Genomic DNA, 18,128 nt, shown 5'->3' on the forward strand with positions numbered 1-18,128 from the left:
AGACGCCATAACTAAAATTACAAGCTCCAACTTTTGCATTACGGATGCTTTAATGATATCAGTCTGCCATTTTCCATTAAAAAGTAAAGCAAACTACTGTCTAGAAAAGAATGTTAATTCCTATTAAAACAATCAACTATTTCAATCATTAATTTAGATAAATAGATAATTATTTGATATAAGTCAATTTAACTCATGAGATTGGAAAGAATATTACCCTGTGAGTTATACCTTGAATACTTAGCGGTTGTCAAGTTATAGTAAAATCTGTTATATAGTTGTTAATTTATTGATAAATGAAGACTGAATAAACGCAAACTATGCCAAATAACAACGTGATTATTAAACAGTTGGGTACAGTGCCCTATTTGTCAACTTATCAAGCTATGCATGATTTTACCCAACAGCGTGATAAACAAACGCTAGACGAAATTTGGCTAGTTGAACATCCAGCCGTTTTTACCCAAGGCAAGGTTGGTAAACCTGAGCATCTGCTCACCCAAACGGCTATCCCCGTTGTGCAAACTGATCGAGGTGGACAAATTACTTATCATGGTCCCGGACAGCAAATTATGTATATCTTAGTTGATTTAAAAAGGCGTAAAATAGGGATCCGTGATGTCGTCAATTATCTAGAAAATAGTGTTATTCAAACATTAAAACACTATGGCATTACCGCCTATTCAAAGCAAGACGCCCCTGGCGTTTATATCAATCAACAGAAGATCTGTTCTCTTGGATTACATATTCAGCATGGCTGCACGCTACATGGATTAGCGCTTAATATCGATATGGATCTGACACCGTTTAATTATATTAATCCATGTGGCTATGCTGGATTAGAAATGACACAAATGAAACAGCATATTGCTGAGATAGACCGCCATGAAATTAATCATTTATTAACTGAACATTTTATTGAGCAGTTACCAAACTATTAAGAAGTGAATTATGCAAACTAATGAAAACTTAATCCGCAGTTCAAAATATCGTGATGCCGATAAAACTCGTCTTATTCCCTCTATCACTTTAGACGAGGTTGCCCCTTTAAAAAAACCAGAGTGGATGAGAATTAAGTTGTCGGCAAATACTGATAATATTACACATATCAAAAATACTATGCGTAAACATGGCTTACATTCGGTTTGTGAGGAAGCATCGTGCCCTAACTTGGCTGAGTGTTTTAATCATGGTACCGCTACTTTTATGATCTTAGGCGATATTTGTACGCGTCGATGTCCTTTCTGTGATGTAGCTCATGGTCGCCCTTTACCACCCGACCGAGAAGAGCCAAGTAAACTCGCACAAACCATTCAAGAGATGAAATTACGTTATGTGGTGATCACCTCTGTTGATCGTGATGATTTGAAAGATGGTGGAGCCAGTCACTTTGCCTCTTGTACCCAAGAGATTCGTTCATTAAGTCCAACTATCAAAATTGAAACCTTAACGCCCGATTTTCGTGGTTGCATTGACGAAGCTGTTGCGGTTTTAAGTGAAAATCCACCAGATGTATTTAATCACAATCTAGAAAATATTCCTCGTTTATATAAAAAGATACGCCCTGGCGCGAGTTATGAAGGATCATTAAAATTACTTGAAGCCTTTAAACACCAGCATCCAGAAATTCCAACAAAATCGGGGTTAATGGTGGGATTAGGTGAAACCAATGAAGAACTTATTCAGGTTTTGAAAGATTTACGTAGTCATGGTGTAACCATGTTAACTTTAGGTCAATATTTACAACCAAGTAAGTATCATTTGCCAGTAGAACGTTATGTTTCACCAGAAGAATTTAATGAGTTAAAACAGACTGCTCTGGCAATGGGCTTTACCCACGCAGCTTGTGGGCCATTTGTGCGTTCGTCTTACCATGCCGATCTGCAAGCGATGGGAAAAGAGGTGAAATAAATTTCACCTCTTTTTCGCTGTTATTGCTTAATTATCCACCACCATAAAACGACGATTCTCGGTAACAATTTGTAAGAACGTCGGTAAGCTGATCTTTTCAGCTTTTAATTGTTTGCCGTTTAGATCATAAATTTTAGAACGTCCATAGGCATCAATCACCACGGTTTTATCATCATAAAGCGCGGCAACTTGATTTTCACTACCCGCTACAATCCATTGACGAGCTCGTTGGTCAAATAAATTTTGTCCTTGGCTATACTGTTGTGCTGGAGTGGTAACATTGAATGCATCTTGCATTAATGTTCTTAAAATATCCGTTTCTGAAGTTATATAACTAACTTCTTTAGCCTCTTTACCCGGCCATGAAATGATTAATGGTACTTTTAAGGTGTCTCGCTTAAAGCTGATTTCACCACTAGGTAAAGCAACTTTTTTGGCCTCATCAATTTTTAGGTTATTAGAACCGGTAATAATGATTATGCTATTTTCATAAGCATTAGATAATCTTAAATAAGCAATTAATGACTCTAAATATTGGTCAAGTTTTTTCGCTTCTGTCTCTAATTCAGCTATTGGAATTTTTTTGTTTTTTACACCAAGTGAATATTGAATAACCGAAAATAGCGGAGCATGGTTTTCCAATTTATTCTGTTCATCATGCCATACCATCCAATTATCCGTTGTTTGTTTATTGGAGATTTTTTTACCTTCCGGTGTGGTAAAATTAGACAATAACGCGTAACGATAAAGCGGCTCAGAAAAACCATTAGCAGAAAATAGACCAACATTATAATGTTGTTTAGTGACAGTTTCCAATAATACCGATGGTTTATGCCCGGCGAGGATACTATTGTAATAATTAGGATCGAGCCCATAAAATAATGAAAAATTGTTTAAATAGGCTTGATTACTCGAACCATAATGGTTGGTAAACTCTATATTTTGGCCAGCGAATTCTTTAAGCCAAGGCATGTTGTTAGCTAATAGTTGGTTATTCCAACCATTAATGTCAATTATCAAAATATTAGGTTTATCTCGTTTTTCGTCGAAAGTAATTCGATCAAGTGGATATTCAATGGCTATTGCAAATGGATTACCTTCTTGAATTGCTCGATTACGATAACCATTCTCTTCAATAAATCCATAACGTTCAAGAAAATGCCTCGCAGTGAGTGGATACGAAAGCGGTAAACTTGAGCGTTGCATAGTGATTGGACGATAAAAATTAGCATCCGCCCAAATATGAATTAAGTGAGATGAAATAAAACATAGGATAAAACCAATTACCACCGGTCTTGCAAAACGTTTGCGTTTACTTAAGCTACGTAATTTTTTCCAACTCCAAATAGCGAATAATATCTCTATCAAAAGGATAAATGGAATTGAAATAAATGCCCTATTTAGAAAAGAGGTTTTATCCGAGGTAAAGAGTTGCCAGATAGATAAATTGAGATGCATTCTGAAATGCGAAAAAACCTCAACATCAATCAGCAATAAGCTAATTCCTAGTGTTGCAATAATCGTTGCAATAGTTCTTTGCCAGCGCGAAGAGTGAATAAAAAAACTTAGTGGAAATAGTAGTATTAAATAAACAATGAATGCGAGAAAACTAAAATGGCCTATCGCACTAATGATTGCGTAAAAACGCCCCATAAACGTTCGAGGCCAATCGGCAATAAGTAAATATTGGCCACCGAGTACAATAACAACTAAAATATTAAATAGTGTAAACCAATGCCCCCAACTGACTATCTGCGAGGTTTTATCGTCTTTAATATGATTATTTTTGAGTTTGAGCATATTTAATTGTTGTTAGTCGTAATAACCTAGGAAAATTAACTAGAATCTACCTTACAGTTTAACTGATTTTTAAAAATCTTTCTGTAATTTTTTTATTTGTTAGCAGTCAGATTTAGGTTATTTGTTGGCGTTGTAATCGATACTTGTTATAATTCGAGTCAATAATATAGCTAATAGAAAAGACATTAACTTTGGCAATCAAACAACTCAACTCTCAACAAGTCCAACCTGACATAAATTACATTATCAATAATAGTGATATTCAAACAAATTTATACAGTGATGGATTAACCAATTTATTATCGTGGCAACCTCGTGTTGCTGCTGCTGTGTCACTATTATGCAAAAATAGTAAGGCACATTATCGTCCTCGCTTTATGCTATTAAAAGCATCAGAAAGTGAGCTTTTTTTTGATTTATTGAAGCAATCTGTAAAAACCAATCTAGCAAATTCAGATTTAGGTTATAGCTACTATTTTAGTGATAATAAAATCACCTTAAGCAAAGCTAAAAGTAAACAAGATAATTTTGCTGTTCAAGATAGTTGTTTATCGGCAACCGTAGTTGATATGGAAAAGCTTTTTGGTTGTGTAAGACAACCTGAAAATAACCCGATTAAATTACAAGCTGGTTTAGTTCACCATGCTAATGGTGGGGTTTTAATTTTAGGTTTACGTTCACTGCTTGCTCAGCCTATTGTTTGGACTAAATTAAAACAGATGGTGGTATCGCAAACCTTTGAATGGTTTTCAGCTGATGATTCACATCCTTTACCATTATCCATTCCGACTATGCCGTTAGATTTGCGCATTATTTTAGTTGGTGACAGGTTATCTTTAGCTGAATTACAGGAATTTGAACCTGAATTTTATTCATCATCTATTTATGCTGAATTTGAAAGTGAACTGTCTATAACTGATTCTCAGCAATTTAATGCTTGGATGAATTATTTACAATTTATCAGTCACCAACTAGCCTTACCGAAAATTGCAAAATCTGCTTTTGCTACAATTTATAAGCAGGCAACAAGATATACCGGTGATCAATATTATCTACCACTTAGCATAGAGTGGATTCAATCGTTACTGTTAAATTCCTCTTATTTTATCGAAAATGGGGAAATTGACGCATCAGCTGTCTGCAAAGCGTTTGAACAAAAAACATGGCGCGAAAATTATTTAACTGAACGTTTTCATGATGAATTTTTCACTAATCAAATTGTGATTGATACTAAGTCACAAGTAGTTGGCCAGATCAATGGATTGTCGGTTATTGAATACCCTGGTTATCCAAAGGCAATTGGCGAGCCAACACGTTTAAGCTGTCTGGTCCATTTTGGTGATGGTGAATTGATTGATATTGAACGAAAAACCGACCTTGCTGGTAATATTCATTCGAAAGGAATGATGATTATGCAAGCATTTATTATGTCGGAATTTGCGATTAATCATCAATTACCATTTTCCACCTCTTTAGTATTTGAACAATCTTATAATGAAATTGATGGCGATAGTGCGTCACTGGCCGGTATGTGTGCACTGATTAGTGCTTTATCCAATCAACCTATCGATCAACAATTAGCTGTCACAGGTTCGGTTGACCAATTTGGTCATGTTCAATCTATTGGTGGCGTTAATGAGAAAATTGAAGGATTTTTTGCGGTTTGCCAGCACCAAGGTTTAACCGGTCAGCAAGGTGTCATTATTCCTGCTAGCAATCAACGCCATTTGAGTTTGAGCGATGAGGTTATTGATGCAATTAGTAGTGATAAATTTTCAATTTGGACCGTTGAACATGTCGCTGACGCACTCTATTTATTAACCGGCATTCCTTATAAAGATGTAAATAATATTAGTCTTTATAAATTGATTCATGCCCGTATGCAATCAATATTATTGCAAGATAGAAAGCATGAAGGTTGGCTCAGTCGCTGGAAAAAAATTGCAAAAAGTACAAATACACAATAAACTTGAGACTAACATTTCATTGAGATGATTGATGAAATAATTCGACAATATTTTATAGTTTAGAATGATTGGTTGTTTTGTATTAAATAATGATTTTATAAGCAATCAAATAATGACAACGAAATAAAAGGTTTTTTTATGACATTTGAACGTAAATCTTCGTATGATAAAGCAGATCTAATTAAATCTGGTAATAGTGAATTATTTGGTCATGATGGACCACCGTTACCGTCAGATTTGATGCTAATGATGGATCGCGTTATCGAAATGAATGAAGACGGTGGTAGTTTTGGTAAAGGCTATGTTGAAGCCGAGTTAGATATTAATCCTGATTTATGGTTTTTTAAATGTCATTTCAAAAATGATCCAGTAATGCCTGGTTGCCTTGGTCTTGATGCGTTATGGCAATTAGTCGGTTTTTATTTAGGTTGGATTGGCGGCAAAGGTAAAGGTCGTGCGCTGGGTGTTGGTGAGTTAAAATTAAAAGGTCAAATATTACCAAATAATAAAAAAGTTACTTATAAAATTAATTTCAAACGCGTTATTAATCGTAAGTTAATCATGGGAATTGGCGACGGTGAAGTTTACGTAGATGGAAAATTAATTTATGAAGCAACTGATCTTAAAGTTGGTTTATTCAAAGACACTTCACAATTTAATTAATATAGCTTGATACTCCTTGCCCACTATTAGTTGAACACTGATAATTAGCAAGGAGTTTTTATATTCACCCTACTATTTTAAGAATTATCTACAATGCATTTTTTTAGAACATTTTTCCTTTCAATTGCCCTCTTCTTTATTGTAATTAACCAAGTACACGCTGACTTTAATGGTAAGGTTGTCAAAGTCATTGATGGCGATACTGTTGATATTTTAACGCCGAAAAAACAAAAAATTCGGGTTCGTTTGTTAGATATTGATGCTCCAGAAAGTCGACAAGCATATGGTAATGCTTCAAAAAAATACTTAGCGTCATTAATCGCCGGTAAAAGTGTTTTTGTCAAAGAAAATAAAAAAGATATCTATCAACGTACATTAGGCACAATTTTTCTAAATAAAATCAATGTTAATGCTAAAATGGTGGAAAGTGGCTATGCTTGGGCATATCGAGTTAAAGGTGTTGCAAAAAATAAAAATATGGTCAATCTAGAAGCAAAAGCTAAACAGAAGCAAAAAGGGTTATGGAAAGATAAATATCCAATTGCTCCTTGGGATTTTCGCAATCGTAACAAAAAATAACGATTAAACTAATCGTTATTTTTAGTCGTTATTTTTAGTCCTTATTATTTAGCTTTTAAAATAGCTTGGTATTGCTTTAAACCTACTATTGCTTGTTTACAGCCTTCTTCTTGGTTCTCTTTAGGCATAGCAGAAATTTGTTGTTTAGTTAATTTTAAATTTTGTTTAATCATTTCTGCTTGTTGTTTAGTCGCGACATCATTAGGAATGTTATTAACTAAACTATCAACCTGTTGAAAAAAAACTTTACAAGATGCCGATAAATCCGCCATCGCGACAGAAGATAAACCTAATAGAATGATAGAAAAGGCCATTTTTTTCATTATTGCTTTCCTTAAAAGTATAAATTTTGGTAATTTAAAATTAGTCTATAACTTAGACACTAAGAGAAATGATATAAAATTGGAGGTGAAAAGTCTATTAATAAAGGAGGAAACATCTTATCAGCAATTAAATACTGATAAGATAATAGTAATCATTTAGATGATTGCAACTTCAACCGCAGCTGGACCACGAGGACTATCTTGGATAGCGAATTCAACTTGTTGACCTTCGCCTAGAGTTTTAAAGCCATTACCAGTGATTGCAGAGAAATGAACGAACACATCTTTACTGCCATCAGCCGGTGAAATAAAACCAAAACCTTTACTTTCATTGAACCATTTAACTTGACCAGTTTTTTTAGACATAATAATCTTCCTATAAATAAATTAATCTTCGCCGACAAGGGCGATACTATAGAACATAAAACCTAGACTACTTATTAACAAAGAGAAGAGAAGACTGAAGAAAACTAATACAAATGTGAAAAAAGTAAACTACAAACTGCATGAATCTAAATGTTACAAAATATATCTGCATGTAATATGCTGGCGACTATTAACTCATAAATGGCTGATAAACACAAGCAATGTTTTTACTTAATTTTCAAATTAAATTTAAATGAACAATAACTAATTGTTATTGTTCATATTTAATAATTATTATTTTTCTGATAAATCTTTAGATTTTTTAATTGCTGCCTCTACAGCATCAAGAATAGCGGCCCTAAACCCTTTTTCCTCAAGCATTTGCACGCCTTCAATTGTCGTACCTGCTGGGGAACAGACCATATCTTTTAATTCACCCGGATGTTTACCCGTCTCTAGCAATAATTTAGCTGACCCCAATACCGCTTGCGCGGCAAATTTGTAAGCTTGTTTTCTAGCTAAACCACCTTTAACGGCTCCATCAGCCAGAGCTTCAATAAACATAAACACAAAAGCCGGAGATGAGCCACTAGCCCCCACAACAGCATCAATTAAATACTCTGGTACAATCTCTGTTGCGCCAATACAATTTAATAAGCTTTCAACAATAGTTAACTCTTCATCCGTAACTTCAGTATTTGGTGTTATTGAGCACATTGCGGCATTAACTAATGCCGGGGTATTTGGCATAACTCTGACTATCTTTTGTTCATAGCCCACACATTTGGCAATAGTTTTAATGGTTACACCTGCCGCAATCGAGATAACAATGGTATTCTTTTTTAGCTCTTTTTGAATATCGTTTAATACATCTACAATAATGTTTGGCTTAACAGCGATAAAAACAATATCTGATTCTCGAGCAACATCTCTTGCGGATTCTAAATTATTTATGGAGTAAGACTGATTGAGTGCCTGGCCTTTGTCAAGTTGAGGATCATAAACGTAAATCTGCGTTCCAGGCACAATATTACTTGCCAAAATACCTTGTAATATGGCGTTACCCATATTACCTATACCGATAAAACCTATACGCTGTTCCATTTGTTTATCCCTTTATAAATAAAATACGCTAAAGATTATAGAATAAATTTTAAAATAAAACTTAAAAATTTATTTAGCTTGGCAAGCTGTGATTTTTTCACGATAACGTTATAAATTAATTAGTCATCAGTTGCATACCATATTGTTTTCCTGTTTGCATTATGGATAATATTTGCTTGGTTTTGCCTTCACTAATTAAATTACTGACAGCAGAAGTGTTGATTAAAACTTCATATATCGCTTTACGACTTTCATTAAAAGGAATCAATTTTTGACAGATGATGGCTTTTAAACTATTTGAGAGTTGGTTACGAATTACCCCTTGAGATCCCTCATCAAATACATCAATAACACGATTAATAGTTTGTATGGCTGAACTGGTATGTAATGTAGCCAGAACTAAATGCCCTGTTTCAGCAATAGTTAATGCCGCTTGGATGGTGTGTTGGTTACGTAATTCACCTAGTAGAATAATATCTGGATCTTGTCTTAATATGCTGTCGATTGCATTACCAAAGTGGTTAAGTTCTCGTTGTTGGATAAGTGATTTATCGTTTTGATAAATGAACTCTATAGGATCTTCTAAGGTGATAATGTGTTTAGCTTGGGTTTGATTGATATATTGAATTAAAGCAGCTAAAGTTGTCGATTTACCGCTACCTGTTGCACCCGTCACTAAAATAATGCCTGATTCTGCTTTTGCGAGTTCATTTAATACGTTGGGTGCCTCAATCTCATTTAAGCTAGGTATCTGTTGTTTGATTATTCGAAATACTGCTGAGATACCGCGTTGTTGATAAAAAATATTTACACGAAAACGACCAATATCCTCAAGATGATATGCAAAATCAATCTGCTGATGCTGTTGCAATATTGCTTTTTGCTCCATATTTAATAGATTAAATAAATCAATTTTAAGTTTCTGGGGTAACAATTTATCCGCGGAGAGGCGTTTTAGGTCACCATTAACGCGAATACAAGGTTTTTCGCCACTTGAAAGATGCAAATCAGAAGCTTTTTGCGTTACACTAAAAGCCAACATTGAATTTATCATTTTAGGTCACTATCCATTTTTTTATTGGGAATTAATATGAATACAGTACATGACAATTTAATTACGATTAAAAATGAAATACACAAAATTGCTTTAGATTGCGATCGAGATCCCAATACAATTGAGCTTATTGCAGTTAGTAAAACCAAACCGGTAACCTTAATCGCTCAGGCAATTGATGCTGGTCAATTATCTTTTGGTGAAAATTATGTTCAAGAAGGTGTTGAGAAGATTGCCTACTTTAAACAAAATATGCCTGATACCCCGATTACTTGGCATTTTATCGGCCCTCTTCAATCAAACAAAAGCAGATTAGTGGCAGAAAATTTTGATTGGATGCATACCATTGACCGTTTTAAAATTGCCCAACGTCTGGATGCGCAGCGCCCAGCGAATATGGATAAATTAAATGTGCTTATTCAGGTAAATATTAGCAATGAACAAAGTAAATCGGGAGTTCAAGCAGATGAAGTCGCGGATTTGATAAACCAGATTATTACATTACCCAATTTACGACTACGCGGCTTAATGGCTATTCCTGAAATTGAAAATGATTTTACCAAACAACTTGAGGTATTCAAGCAGATGTCTGAGCTATTAGCGTCGTTGAAAACAGATTATCCTTTTTTAGATACACTATCAATGGGCATGTCAGGCGATATGCCTGCAGCTATTGTTGCAGGTAGCACAATGGTTCGTATTGGTAGCGCAATCTTTGGTGCACGGCAATATGTATGATATATTGCCAAGTATATTTTATTTCAGGAGTATCAAATGATTTCGTTAATCTTCTTAGGAAGAGCTATTTTTACTATTAGCTTGTACGTACTGATTCTACGTTTGTGGATGCAGCATGCGAGGGTAAATTTTCATAATCCTTTTACCCAATTTATTGTACGTATTACCCAACCGATTATTGGTCCAATGCGAAGAGTAATCCCTTCTATTGGGCGTATCGATACCGCAACTTGGATCCTTTTTTATGGGGTAGCTTTACTTAAAATTATCTTTATTTCCCGTTTTCAACTAATTAATGCACCACTGTTTACCCCTTATTACCTACTATTCGCTTTGGCTGCAATGGCGCATGCCATCGGACATTTAATATTTTGGTTACTATTATTTAGAGCGATTTTAAGTTGGGTTAGCCGGGGACAATCGGTTACTGATGAATTACTTGCGCAATTAACTGAGCCACTCATTGCACCGATTCGCCGTATCATACCACCAATCGGTATTATTGATATTTCATTTATGATTTTTGTTTTTATATTGATGTTTCTAAATTTATTAGCTATCGATTTTCTTGGCAATTTGTGGTTAATGCTATAAAACACAAAAGAGAGCCTAGGCTCTCTTTTAAATAATATGATCTTCCCAGCAAATGACATCTTTTTCATAAACAATTCGGTTTTTAACCGATATTTTCAATTTATGCATCATTTTTTTATTACCAACTATTAATGGGTGCCATTCGGGTAATTGTCCTGTATCTGAAAAATAACGATAAGTGCAAGTCAATGGTAACCACTCAATTGTCAGTAAATTTTCGCGGGTTAACTTGATACAATCAGGTTCATAATCAAAGCGATTATGGTAATGTCGACATTGGCAGGTATTTGAATCTAGTAAATTACATGCCACATTGGTGTAGAGGATTTCATCGGTATCTTCATCCATTAATTTATTTAGGCAACATTGACCACAACCATCACAGAGTTGTTCCCACTCGTCATCGCTCATTTGATCTAACGTTTTATATTCCCAAAATGGTTCAATCATACTTTAAAATCATCTTCTTTTAACATTTGTAAGAAAAATCCATCCGCTTTTATCTTCTCCTCTATTTCCTGTGCGGTTCCGACAACAAAACGTCGTTTACCATCAAGTAATACTTTCATCACAAAAACTGGTGTGCCGAAAATTGTCATGATTTTTTCCGGAATATGGGAGAAATCATTCTCTTGCTCCATGTAAAGATAACAATTTTCTTTTTTGGTACTTCTATAAATATAACACCACATCATAAAATTAAATTTTACTCCTCAATTATTTCAGGCTATTTTGTAAATAAACACCTGCGCCAAATAATCCCGGATCTTTATGAATAATCACATAAACAGGAATTTTTTTAACTAAAAAAGACATTCGTCCTTTATATTCAAATGCTTCTCTAAATGGTGATGATTTAAAGAATTCAATAAATCTAGGTACAATGCCACCAGCAATATACACACCACCTTGAGTATTAAGCGTCAACGCTAAATTGCCACCAAATCGCCCCATAAAAGTACAAAAATGCGTTAAAGTTGCTAAGCAGATCGGACAGCTATTTGATAATGCTTTATTGACAATAATATCTGGCGTGATCTCTTCAATTGGTTGATTGTTGATCTGTAATAATGCTTGATAAATATTAACAATACCATTACCCGATAAAAATCGTTCGCAAGAGACTCGACCAAATTTTTTACGTAATTGGGCTAAAATTCGATCTTCTTCTTCATTAACCATAGGTAGTTCGGTATGGCCACCTTCACCGGATAAACTGATCCAGTTTTCGTTGACTTTTACTAAATGAGAAACGCCTAAACCAGTTCCAGCACCATAAATTGCAATTGGATAATTGAGATTAGGTTCTTCACCACCAATTTTAATGACATCGTCCGCTGATAGTCGAGGGATAGATGTTGAAACTGCCGTAAAGTCATTAATTACTTCTAATTTAGTTAACTTAAGCTCTTTAATCAGTTCAGAACGAGAAAATGATAAATTATTATTGGTCATTTCAATCAGATCACCCTCATCGATTGGGCAAGCTATAGCAATGCAAGCCATATCAACAGTTTCTGATTGTGAGTTTAAGTAGGATTTAATTAATTCGAGTAATACATCATCTTTTGATATGAGAACTTTAGTTATTGCAGATAATTCATTAGTGACTAAATCATAAAGTGCAAAACGGGCATTGGTTCCACCAATATCGGTAACTAGTGCATATTGACTCATGTTATTCCCTTTTTTAAAAAATAAAATCTTTCTATATGAACTTTAGTTCAATAAATATTCAAACAACATTAGTAATATTATGGACTATTTGAAATGATTTAACTAGTTTGCTTTAAATGAATTTGCTTGCCCAATTACCGCTAACTAAAGGCTAGCGGATAATATTTGAAGTGTTCAACGACAAACTATCAACTACAACCATCAACTACAACCATTTTTTGAGTTTGAAGTAAATATAAGGTGCAACACCAGCTAGTAACATCAACAATAAGGATAAAGGATAGCCATATTCCCATTTCAGCTCAGGCATGTGTTCAAAGTTCATACCATACGCTGATGCCACCACTGTAGGCGGTAAAAATACCACTGAGACAACCGAGAAAATCTTAATGATTCTGCTTTGCTCTATATTGATAAAACTAGTAGCGGCTTGCATTAAAAAGTTAACTTTTTGGAATAGTGACTCATTATGTGGCACCAATGATTCAATATCTCGAATAACTTCACGCGCCTGCTCTAATTGTTCAACTGGCATCTTAGCACGACGAACTAAATAGTTGACCGCACGTTGACTATCCATTAAACAAAGACGCACTTTCCAAGCCGTATCTTCAAGTTCAGCTAAGGAGGTAATCGCTTCATCATAATGTTCCTGAGCAGAGCGATCCATAATTATCAGACTTAACTCTTCAAGCTCACTATAAATATTTTCGATTTGATCGGCTAACTGTTCAACTTTGACTTCAAATAAATCTAATAGAACTTCATAGGGATTTCCATCGTTCATCCCTTGATAACGAGAGCGCATTCTGTATAGGCGAAACGCCGGTAAATCGCGTTCACGCAGGGTAAATAAACGCCCATTGTGCACAGTAAAAGCGACAGTTGAGTTACCAGCTCGGTCTTCAGCATCTTCATAAAAAAAGAAGGAGTGAACATGTAATCCTTCATTATCTTCGAAAAAACGGGCTGATGCCTCAATATCATCAAGTTCAATACTTGTTGCTAAATTTTGGCCTAAATTGGTCAAAATGACTTCACGATCCGCTTCTTCTGGCTCGATCAAGTCAATCCAGATCGCATTCTTAATATCGCCTTCATTAATTTTCACTAATTGTTTGTTCTTCAGTCCAAACGCATTAATCATAAGGCCTCCAGCAGGAAAAATGTTTAAGATATAACATCTACAAATGGCTGGCATTATACTCGTTATAGGCAAAAATTCCTATGTTTAAGCCAATCTTTCTCTATTTTAATAATTTGGATACAAAGTTCCAATTTTGGATTAAATTCGATGATGTTATTGCTGTCTCATGTTACAATAGTCCAATTATATATCTATGCAATTGTTAGGAGTCTATAATGGCAAACCGAGGAATTAATAAAGTCATTTTAGTTGGTAATTTAGGTCAAGATCCAGAAATTCGTTACATGCCAAATGGTAACGCTGTTGCAAATTTTAGTGTTGCAACATCAGAAAGTTGGAAAGATAAACAAACTGGAGAGAACCGCGATAAAACTGAATGGCATCGAATTGTCGTATTCGGTAAATTAGCTGAGATTACAGGTGAATACATTAAAAAAGGTACACTTGTTTATATTGAAGGACAATTACAAACTCGTAAGTGGCAGGATCAATCAGGCCAAGATCGTTATACGACTGAAGTTGTTATCAACCCTATTGGTGGTACATTACAAATTTTAGGAAGCCGCTCTGGTGGTGATGCTTACACTGAAGGTTCAAAAAGTTGGGGACAAAGTGCCAATAATACCTCCTCGGCACCGGCTATGCCTACCACTCAACGTGCTTCATCAGCTAACCAAACACCAGCAAGTCAACCAACTATGCCTGAACCACCAATGGATTTCGATGACGACATTCCATTTTAATGGCTATTTATTCAATTCTATATTATATAGGCGTATTAATTACGCCTTTTTCAATTCATATTCTTACAATACTTATCTAAAATAACGACAACTTATTGTGTTTAACTTTTTTTAAAACCGGTGTTAGAACGGTAAAGATCAGGTATTACCCCTGAGATATTTTTAAACATAGTAATAAAAGCGGATACTGAAGTATAACCCACCGAAAAAGCGATATCTTGTATCGATTTACCTTTTTCTAGAAGGGAGATACTATATAAAAATCTTAACCGTTGGCGCCACAGTCTAAATGACATACCTAATTCTTGTTGGCAACGTCGCGCAAGGGTTCGTTCGGTGGTAAATACTGTTTGAGCCCACTGTTCAAGGGTCTTATTATTAGCCGGATTTAATTCTAACTCTTTTAATATAGGGGCTAAATATTTATCGTTAGAACTTGGCAAATAGAGAGTAAGGTTAGATTCTACTAGGAGCTGATCGATTAACACTTGTGCTAAACGCAGATCTTGTTCACTCTCTGGCTGCAAAATATTTCGCTCAAAGAAAGAATCGATAATAGCATGGCTGATTTTATTTAAACCAAACAAACAGGTGTAATTAGGCATAACTTGACAATCAGTAATATTAATTGTCCGAAACCTAGTTAATTGTTGGTTGTAACATGCGTGTTCGGTATATGGCGGGATCCATAATGCAAATCCTGAAGGAGCCAAATATCTTTGTCCTTGAACGTTTAAGACAAAAATACCTGATTTGACGCAGATAATTTGCCCCCAATTATGCTGATGAGAAGAATATTCAGTATCTGCATTAAATGCTTCATCATGAAGGAACATAAATCTTTTAGATTGCTTATCATTTAAATTCGTTTGAAATTTTAAATTCATAGTAATTAGATAGTATTAAGATTGTCTTATAATAGTTCTTTTTGTCTTATAATAGTTCTTTTTGTCTGATTCTAGTGATGTTTATAAATTAAGACAAGTTAAACTACAGCGAATTATTTATTACTATTGTTTACATAAGAAAATATATGGCTTATTTATACCCATTGATGGCAGTATTAATTTGGGCTGGCAATCAAGTTGTCAATAAATTATCGGTCAGTGCAATTGAACCTGAGGTTATCTCTTTTTACCGTTGGCTTTTGGCACTTATTTTATTAACCCCATTTTTTTTAAAAGGAATTATTAAGGATTTACAGCAAATCTATCCTCAAGTTCTAAAATTGATGGTGCTTAGCTTACTTGGTATGGCTTTATATCAATGCCTTGCTTATTATGCCGCAGCAACAATTAGTGTGTTAACGATGGGGATTATTATGTCTTTTATTCCTTTGTTAACTATCCTATTAAGTATATTCATTTTAAAAACACCTCCCACTCAAGGAGTGCTAATTGGCAGTATTTTATCTTTTATTGGTTTAATCTGGCTGATTAGTGGTGGTGAGCCAACTAGACTGCTCGAACTTGGAATTGGTAAAGGTGAGATTTTAATGTTACTGGCAGCCTTGTCTTATGCGCTTTATGGGGTATTAACCAAAAAATGGACAATGAAAATCACAAATTGGCACTCAGTCTATGTTCAAATTTTATTTGGTACATTAATGTTATTGCCCGGCTTTTTAATGAGTAATGATTTAACTATAAATTCTGACAATGTTTGGCTAGTACTTTATGCGGGTATTCCGGCTTCAATCATTGCGCCATTTGTTTGGATTATAGCGATAAAAAAATTGGGTGCCAATAAAACCGCCCTTTTCTTAAATTTAACCCCGGTTATGACTGCTATAATTTCAATACTATTTTTGCATGAAACACTGTGTAGTTACCATTTAATTGGCGGTGGTATGTCTTTTATCGGCATAATACTGGCACAAAACTTAAAAGCACCGTTGTTTAAAATGAAAGCTTCAGATAAAGATGCATAACTAACCACTATTGCGCTAATATTTATTTAGTTTTAACCTAACAGTTAATGTATCTTTTTTATATATTTCATATATACTTAATTAAAACTACTGTGATAATTTAGATTCGATATATGTTAGAACTTATACAAACTGTCGGGTTTGGTTTAATCTTGTTTATACCATTAACTAATCCTTTGACTACGGTTGTACTGTTATTAGGTCTATCAGGCGATATGACCAATGAAGAGCGTAATTACCAGTCAAAAATGACCTGTATTTATGTTTTTATCATTATGATTGTCTCATTTTATTGCGGACAGTTAGTCATGAGTACCTTCGGTATTTCGATTCCTGGATTACGTATCGCTGGCGGAATGATTGTCGGCACTATCGGTTTTAGAATGCTATTTCCACAACAACCTTCACACAAAACCTTAGAAGCGGATGAGAAAAAGAAAGAAATATCAAATAATATCGCGTTTGTGCCACTCGCTATGCCAAGCACTGCCGGCCCCGGTACCATTGCGATGATTATCAGTATGGCTTCAACCGTAAAAAGTGGTGGATATAACGTATCAACTTGGGTGGTTTATACATCATCAATCCTTGTCCCATTATTATTATGTATTATTTTATGGTTCTGTATGCGTAGCGCTGGTAGTATTATGCGCTTTATGGGTAAAAGTGGCATTGAAGCCACTTCTAGAATTATGGGATTTTTATTGGTTTGTGTCGGCACCCAGTTTGTAATAAATGGCGTTAAAGAGTTAGTTTTAAACTTTCCAAATATTTAAAAAAACTTTTTTAATCTAAGTTTTTAATATATGTTTTACCCATGATTTTTAACTCTATTATAATTACAATTTGGGAATATTTTTTATCATTTCGACCCGCATTAAATAATCATATAGTGGTACCAATTGTTTAAAACCTTTAGCAAGTATATCCGGTAAATCACCGGTTAAGACATCTTCAATATGCTGATTGGTTACCATCACAGCAAGATTTTTTCGATTGTACCATGTCGATATTTTTTCATCTTGTTCTTTGATTAATGGTCTTTTATAACTCTCGCCAACTAATTCAAATGGTTTTTTCACACAACGAATTACTTTCAGAAATTTCTCGCTATCGTTTAATATTTCTTCTCGAAAGATATCCATAGTCTGTTTGGAGGCACAATAATAACCCAATCCATAGCGATAGCTATCAGAACTAATTTCAAAAAAATAGGCTGGTGCTTCTTGCCAATCACGATTAGGGCGTTTGAAAGTTAACCACAAGCGACTACGATACAATGATTTATCTTTCGAAAATCGGGTGTCACGATGAATGCGCGATATAGTTTTACCGATTGCTGGACGTGTCTCTAACCACTCATCAATTTTAAGCATGGTTGGTGTTAACTGCTCGACTAACAACCTAAAAGGTTTGATCAAATCATTATCATAAATAGCACGATGCTCATCAAACCAAACCTTACTATTATTAATCCAGGCATCTTGTAAAAAATTTAAGCCAGCTTGGGTAAAACCAGTAAAATTTGCCAT

At 34.7% G+C, this 18,128-nt stretch carries 22 protein-coding genes; 11 read left to right on the plus strand and 11 right to left on the minus strand.

The features are described from left to right. The first annotated feature begins 320 nt into the window (after positions 1-320). Together lipB and lipA are read left to right on the plus strand one after the other, a co-directional pair. A complete protein-coding gene (gene lipB / locus AC5LXV_RS12465) occupies positions 321-941 on the plus strand; it encodes a lipoyl(octanoyl) transferase LipB (RefSeq protein WP_493466626.1) in 621 nt (206 codons plus the stop codon). Positions 942-951: 10 nt separating this feature from the next. Beyond that, complete coding sequence (gene lipA / locus AC5LXV_RS12470) at positions 952-1,911, plus strand: lipoyl synthase (RefSeq protein ID WP_493466627.1); 960 nt, start codon at positions 952-954, stop codon at positions 1,909-1,911. A 27-nt stretch (positions 1,912-1,938) separates the two neighbouring features. Here lipA and AC5LXV_RS12475 read toward each other — a convergent pair whose 3' ends face one another. After that, positions 1,939-3,711 carry a DUF3413 domain-containing protein gene (locus AC5LXV_RS12475; RefSeq protein WP_493466628.1) on the minus strand — a complete coding sequence of 591 codons (1,773 nt, stop codon included), beginning with the start codon at positions 3,709-3,711 and terminating at the stop codon, positions 1,939-1,941. A gap of 191 nt (positions 3,712-3,902) precedes the next feature. Here AC5LXV_RS12475 and AC5LXV_RS12480 point away from each other — a divergent pair, with 191 nt between their 5' ends. The 3 genes from AC5LXV_RS12480 (at position 3,903) to AC5LXV_RS12490 (ending at position 6,920) form a co-directional block, all read left to right on the plus strand. Next, a complete protein-coding gene (locus AC5LXV_RS12480; RefSeq protein ID WP_493466629.1) occupies positions 3,903-5,678 on the plus strand; it encodes an AAA family ATPase in 1,776 nt (591 codons plus the stop codon). Positions 5,679-5,816: 138 nt separating this feature from the next. After that, positions 5,817-6,341, plus strand: coding sequence for a bifunctional 3-hydroxydecanoyl-ACP dehydratase/trans-2-decenoyl-ACP isomerase (gene fabA / locus AC5LXV_RS12485; RefSeq protein WP_110423066.1), 525 nt, complete (start codon positions 5,817-5,819; stop codon positions 6,339-6,341). Between the two features lie 93 nt (positions 6,342-6,434). Next, entirely contained in the window at positions 6,435-6,920 is a 486-nt protein-coding gene (locus AC5LXV_RS12490) for a thermonuclease family protein (RefSeq protein WP_493445018.1), read from the plus strand. A gap of 44 nt (positions 6,921-6,964) precedes the next feature. On the opposite strand, the gene AC5LXV_RS12495 is transcribed toward AC5LXV_RS12490, so the two are convergent. From AC5LXV_RS12495 to AC5LXV_RS12510, 4 genes are all read right to left on the minus strand, one after another. Beyond that, a complete protein-coding gene (locus AC5LXV_RS12495) occupies positions 6,965-7,243 on the minus strand; it encodes a DUF5339 domain-containing protein (protein ID WP_493466630.1) in 279 nt (92 codons plus the stop codon). A 156-nt stretch (positions 7,244-7,399) separates the two neighbouring features. Then, positions 7,400-7,609, minus strand: coding sequence for a transcription antiterminator/RNA stability regulator CspE (gene cspE / locus AC5LXV_RS12500; RefSeq protein WP_110433102.1), 210 nt, complete (start codon positions 7,607-7,609; stop codon positions 7,400-7,402). A gap of 294 nt (positions 7,610-7,903) precedes the next feature. After that, positions 7,904-8,713 (minus strand): pyrroline-5-carboxylate reductase, encoded by an 810-nt coding sequence (gene proC, locus AC5LXV_RS12505; RefSeq protein ID WP_110433101.1) that lies wholly within the window; start codon positions 8,711-8,713, stop codon positions 7,904-7,906. Positions 8,714-8,828: 115 nt separating this feature from the next. Next, positions 8,829-9,767, minus strand: coding sequence for a type IV pilus twitching motility protein PilT (locus AC5LXV_RS12510; RefSeq protein ID WP_493466631.1), 939 nt, complete (start codon positions 9,765-9,767; stop codon positions 8,829-8,831). 36 nt (positions 9,768-9,803) lie between these two features. Here AC5LXV_RS12510 and AC5LXV_RS12515 point away from each other — a divergent pair, with 36 nt between their 5' ends. Beyond that, positions 9,804-10,505 (plus strand): YggS family pyridoxal phosphate-dependent enzyme, encoded by a 702-nt coding sequence (locus tag AC5LXV_RS12515; protein WP_493466632.1) that lies wholly within the window; start codon positions 9,804-9,806, stop codon positions 10,503-10,505. A 36-nt stretch (positions 10,506-10,541) separates the two neighbouring features. Next, positions 10,542-11,099, plus strand: a complete 558-nt coding sequence (locus AC5LXV_RS12520; protein WP_493466633.1) for a YggT family protein — start codon at positions 10,542-10,544, stop codon at positions 11,097-11,099. Positions 11,100-11,126: 27 nt separating this feature from the next. Here AC5LXV_RS12520 and AC5LXV_RS12525 read toward each other — a convergent pair whose 3' ends face one another. The 4 genes from AC5LXV_RS12525 to corA all read right to left on the minus strand — a co-directional run bounded on the left by AC5LXV_RS12525 (position 11,127) and on the right by corA (position 13,923). Beyond that, a complete protein-coding gene (locus tag AC5LXV_RS12525) occupies positions 11,127-11,549 on the minus strand; it encodes a YcgN family cysteine cluster protein (protein WP_110433097.1) in 423 nt (140 codons plus the stop codon). Beyond that, positions 11,546-11,794, minus strand: coding sequence for a YcgL domain-containing protein (locus tag AC5LXV_RS12530; RefSeq protein ID WP_493466634.1), 249 nt, complete (start codon positions 11,792-11,794; stop codon positions 11,546-11,548). The genes AC5LXV_RS12525 and AC5LXV_RS12530 overlap by 4 nt, the downstream gene beginning before the upstream one ends. 22 nt (positions 11,795-11,816) lie before the next feature. Next, positions 11,817-12,776, minus strand: a complete 960-nt coding sequence (locus tag AC5LXV_RS12535; protein ID WP_493466635.1) for a glucokinase — start codon at positions 12,774-12,776, stop codon at positions 11,817-11,819. A gap of 205 nt (positions 12,777-12,981) precedes the next feature. Next, positions 12,982-13,923 carry a magnesium/cobalt transporter CorA gene (corA, locus tag AC5LXV_RS12540; RefSeq protein ID WP_493451311.1) on the minus strand — a complete coding sequence of 314 codons (942 nt, stop codon included), beginning with the start codon at positions 13,921-13,923 and terminating at the stop codon, positions 12,982-12,984. 215 nt (positions 13,924-14,138) lie between these two features. Here corA and AC5LXV_RS12545 point away from each other — a divergent pair, with 215 nt between their 5' ends. Continuing rightward, positions 14,139-14,666, plus strand: coding sequence for a single-stranded DNA-binding protein (locus tag AC5LXV_RS12545; RefSeq protein ID WP_493466636.1), 528 nt, complete (start codon positions 14,139-14,141; stop codon positions 14,664-14,666). A gap of 101 nt (positions 14,667-14,767) precedes the next feature. Here AC5LXV_RS12545 and AC5LXV_RS12550 read toward each other — a convergent pair whose 3' ends face one another. Further along, positions 14,768-15,553 carry a helix-turn-helix domain-containing protein gene (locus tag AC5LXV_RS12550; protein ID WP_493466637.1) on the minus strand — a complete coding sequence of 262 codons (786 nt, stop codon included), beginning with the start codon at positions 15,551-15,553 and terminating at the stop codon, positions 14,768-14,770. 21 nt (positions 15,554-15,574) lie between these two features. Between AC5LXV_RS12550 and yjcZ the strand changes: the two genes are divergently transcribed. The 3 genes from yjcZ (at position 15,575) to AC5LXV_RS12565 (ending at position 17,372) form a co-directional block, all read left to right on the plus strand. Further along, the gene (yjcZ, locus tag AC5LXV_RS12555; RefSeq protein ID WP_493446459.1) at positions 15,575-15,622 is read left to right on the plus strand and encodes a sporulation protein YjcZ; all 48 of its coding nucleotides are present in this window, start codon (positions 15,575-15,577) and stop codon (positions 15,620-15,622) included. A gap of 77 nt (positions 15,623-15,699) precedes the next feature. Then, entirely contained in the window at positions 15,700-16,596 is an 897-nt protein-coding gene (locus tag AC5LXV_RS12560; protein WP_493466638.1) for a DMT family transporter, read from the plus strand. A 113-nt stretch (positions 16,597-16,709) separates the two neighbouring features. Further along, positions 16,710-17,372 (plus strand): MarC family NAAT transporter, encoded by a 663-nt coding sequence (locus AC5LXV_RS12565; RefSeq protein WP_110433091.1) that lies wholly within the window; start codon positions 16,710-16,712, stop codon positions 17,370-17,372. Between the two features lie 63 nt (positions 17,373-17,435). Here AC5LXV_RS12565 and AC5LXV_RS12570 read toward each other — a convergent pair whose 3' ends face one another. Beyond that, the gene (locus AC5LXV_RS12570) at positions 17,436-18,128 is read right to left on the minus strand and encodes a DUF2461 domain-containing protein (RefSeq protein WP_493451306.1); all 693 of its coding nucleotides are present in this window, start codon (positions 18,126-18,128) and stop codon (positions 17,436-17,438) included.

The sequence above is a fragment of the Gilliamella sp. LMG 34359 genome (assembly GCF_984569085.1).

Bases quoted from the DNA above. Each gene is read 5' to 3' on its own strand.
- lipB (WP_493466626.1), top strand. From the start codon at position 321: ATGCCAAATAACAACGTGATTATTAAACAGTTGGGTACAGTGCCCTAT.
- lipA (WP_493466627.1), top strand. From the start codon at position 952: ATGCAAACTAATGAAAACTTAATCCGCAGTTCAAAATATCGTGATGCC.
- AC5LXV_RS12475 (WP_493466628.1), bottom strand. From the start codon at position 3,711: ATGCTCAAACTCAAAAATAATCATATTAAAGACGATAAAACCTCGCAG.
- fabA (WP_110423066.1), top strand. From the start codon at position 5,817: ATGACATTTGAACGTAAATCTTCGTATGATAAAGCAGATCTAATTAAA.
- AC5LXV_RS12490 (WP_493445018.1), top strand. From the start codon at position 6,435: ATGCATTTTTTTAGAACATTTTTCCTTTCAATTGCCCTCTTCTTTATT.
- AC5LXV_RS12495 (WP_493466630.1), bottom strand. From the start codon at position 7,243: ATGAAAAAAATGGCCTTTTCTATCATTCTATTAGGTTTATCTTCTGTC.
- cspE (WP_110433102.1), bottom strand. From the start codon at position 7,609: ATGTCTAAAAAAACTGGTCAAGTTAAATGGTTCAATGAAAGTAAAGGT.
- proC (WP_110433101.1), bottom strand. From the start codon at position 8,713: ATGGAACAGCGTATAGGTTTTATCGGTATAGGTAATATGGGTAACGCC.
- AC5LXV_RS12510 (WP_493466631.1), bottom strand. From the start codon at position 9,767: ATGATAAATTCAATGTTGGCTTTTAGTGTAACGCAAAAAGCTTCTGAT.
- AC5LXV_RS12515 (WP_493466632.1), top strand. From the start codon at position 9,804: ATGAATACAGTACATGACAATTTAATTACGATTAAAAATGAAATACAC.
- AC5LXV_RS12520 (WP_493466633.1), top strand. From the start codon at position 10,542: ATGATTTCGTTAATCTTCTTAGGAAGAGCTATTTTTACTATTAGCTTG.
- AC5LXV_RS12525 (WP_110433097.1), bottom strand. From the start codon at position 11,549: ATGATTGAACCATTTTGGGAATATAAAACGTTAGATCAAATGAGCGAT.
- AC5LXV_RS12530 (WP_493466634.1), bottom strand. From the start codon at position 11,794: ATGATGTGGTGTTATATTTATAGAAGTACCAAAAAAGAAAATTGTTAT.
- AC5LXV_RS12535 (WP_493466635.1), bottom strand. From the start codon at position 12,776: ATGAGTCAATATGCACTAGTTACCGATATTGGTGGAACCAATGCCCGT.
- corA (WP_493451311.1), bottom strand. From the start codon at position 13,923: ATGATTAATGCGTTTGGACTGAAGAACAAACAATTAGTGAAAATTAAT.
- AC5LXV_RS12545 (WP_493466636.1), top strand. From the start codon at position 14,139: ATGGCAAACCGAGGAATTAATAAAGTCATTTTAGTTGGTAATTTAGGT.
- AC5LXV_RS12550 (WP_493466637.1), bottom strand. From the start codon at position 15,553: ATGAATTTAAAATTTCAAACGAATTTAAATGATAAGCAATCTAAAAGA.
- AC5LXV_RS12560 (WP_493466638.1), top strand. From the start codon at position 15,700: ATGGCTTATTTATACCCATTGATGGCAGTATTAATTTGGGCTGGCAAT.
- AC5LXV_RS12565 (WP_110433091.1), top strand. From the start codon at position 16,710: ATGTTAGAACTTATACAAACTGTCGGGTTTGGTTTAATCTTGTTTATA.
- AC5LXV_RS12570 (WP_493451306.1), bottom strand. From the start codon at position 18,128: ATGGCAAATTTTACTGGTTTTACCCAAGCTGGCTTAAATTTTTTACAA.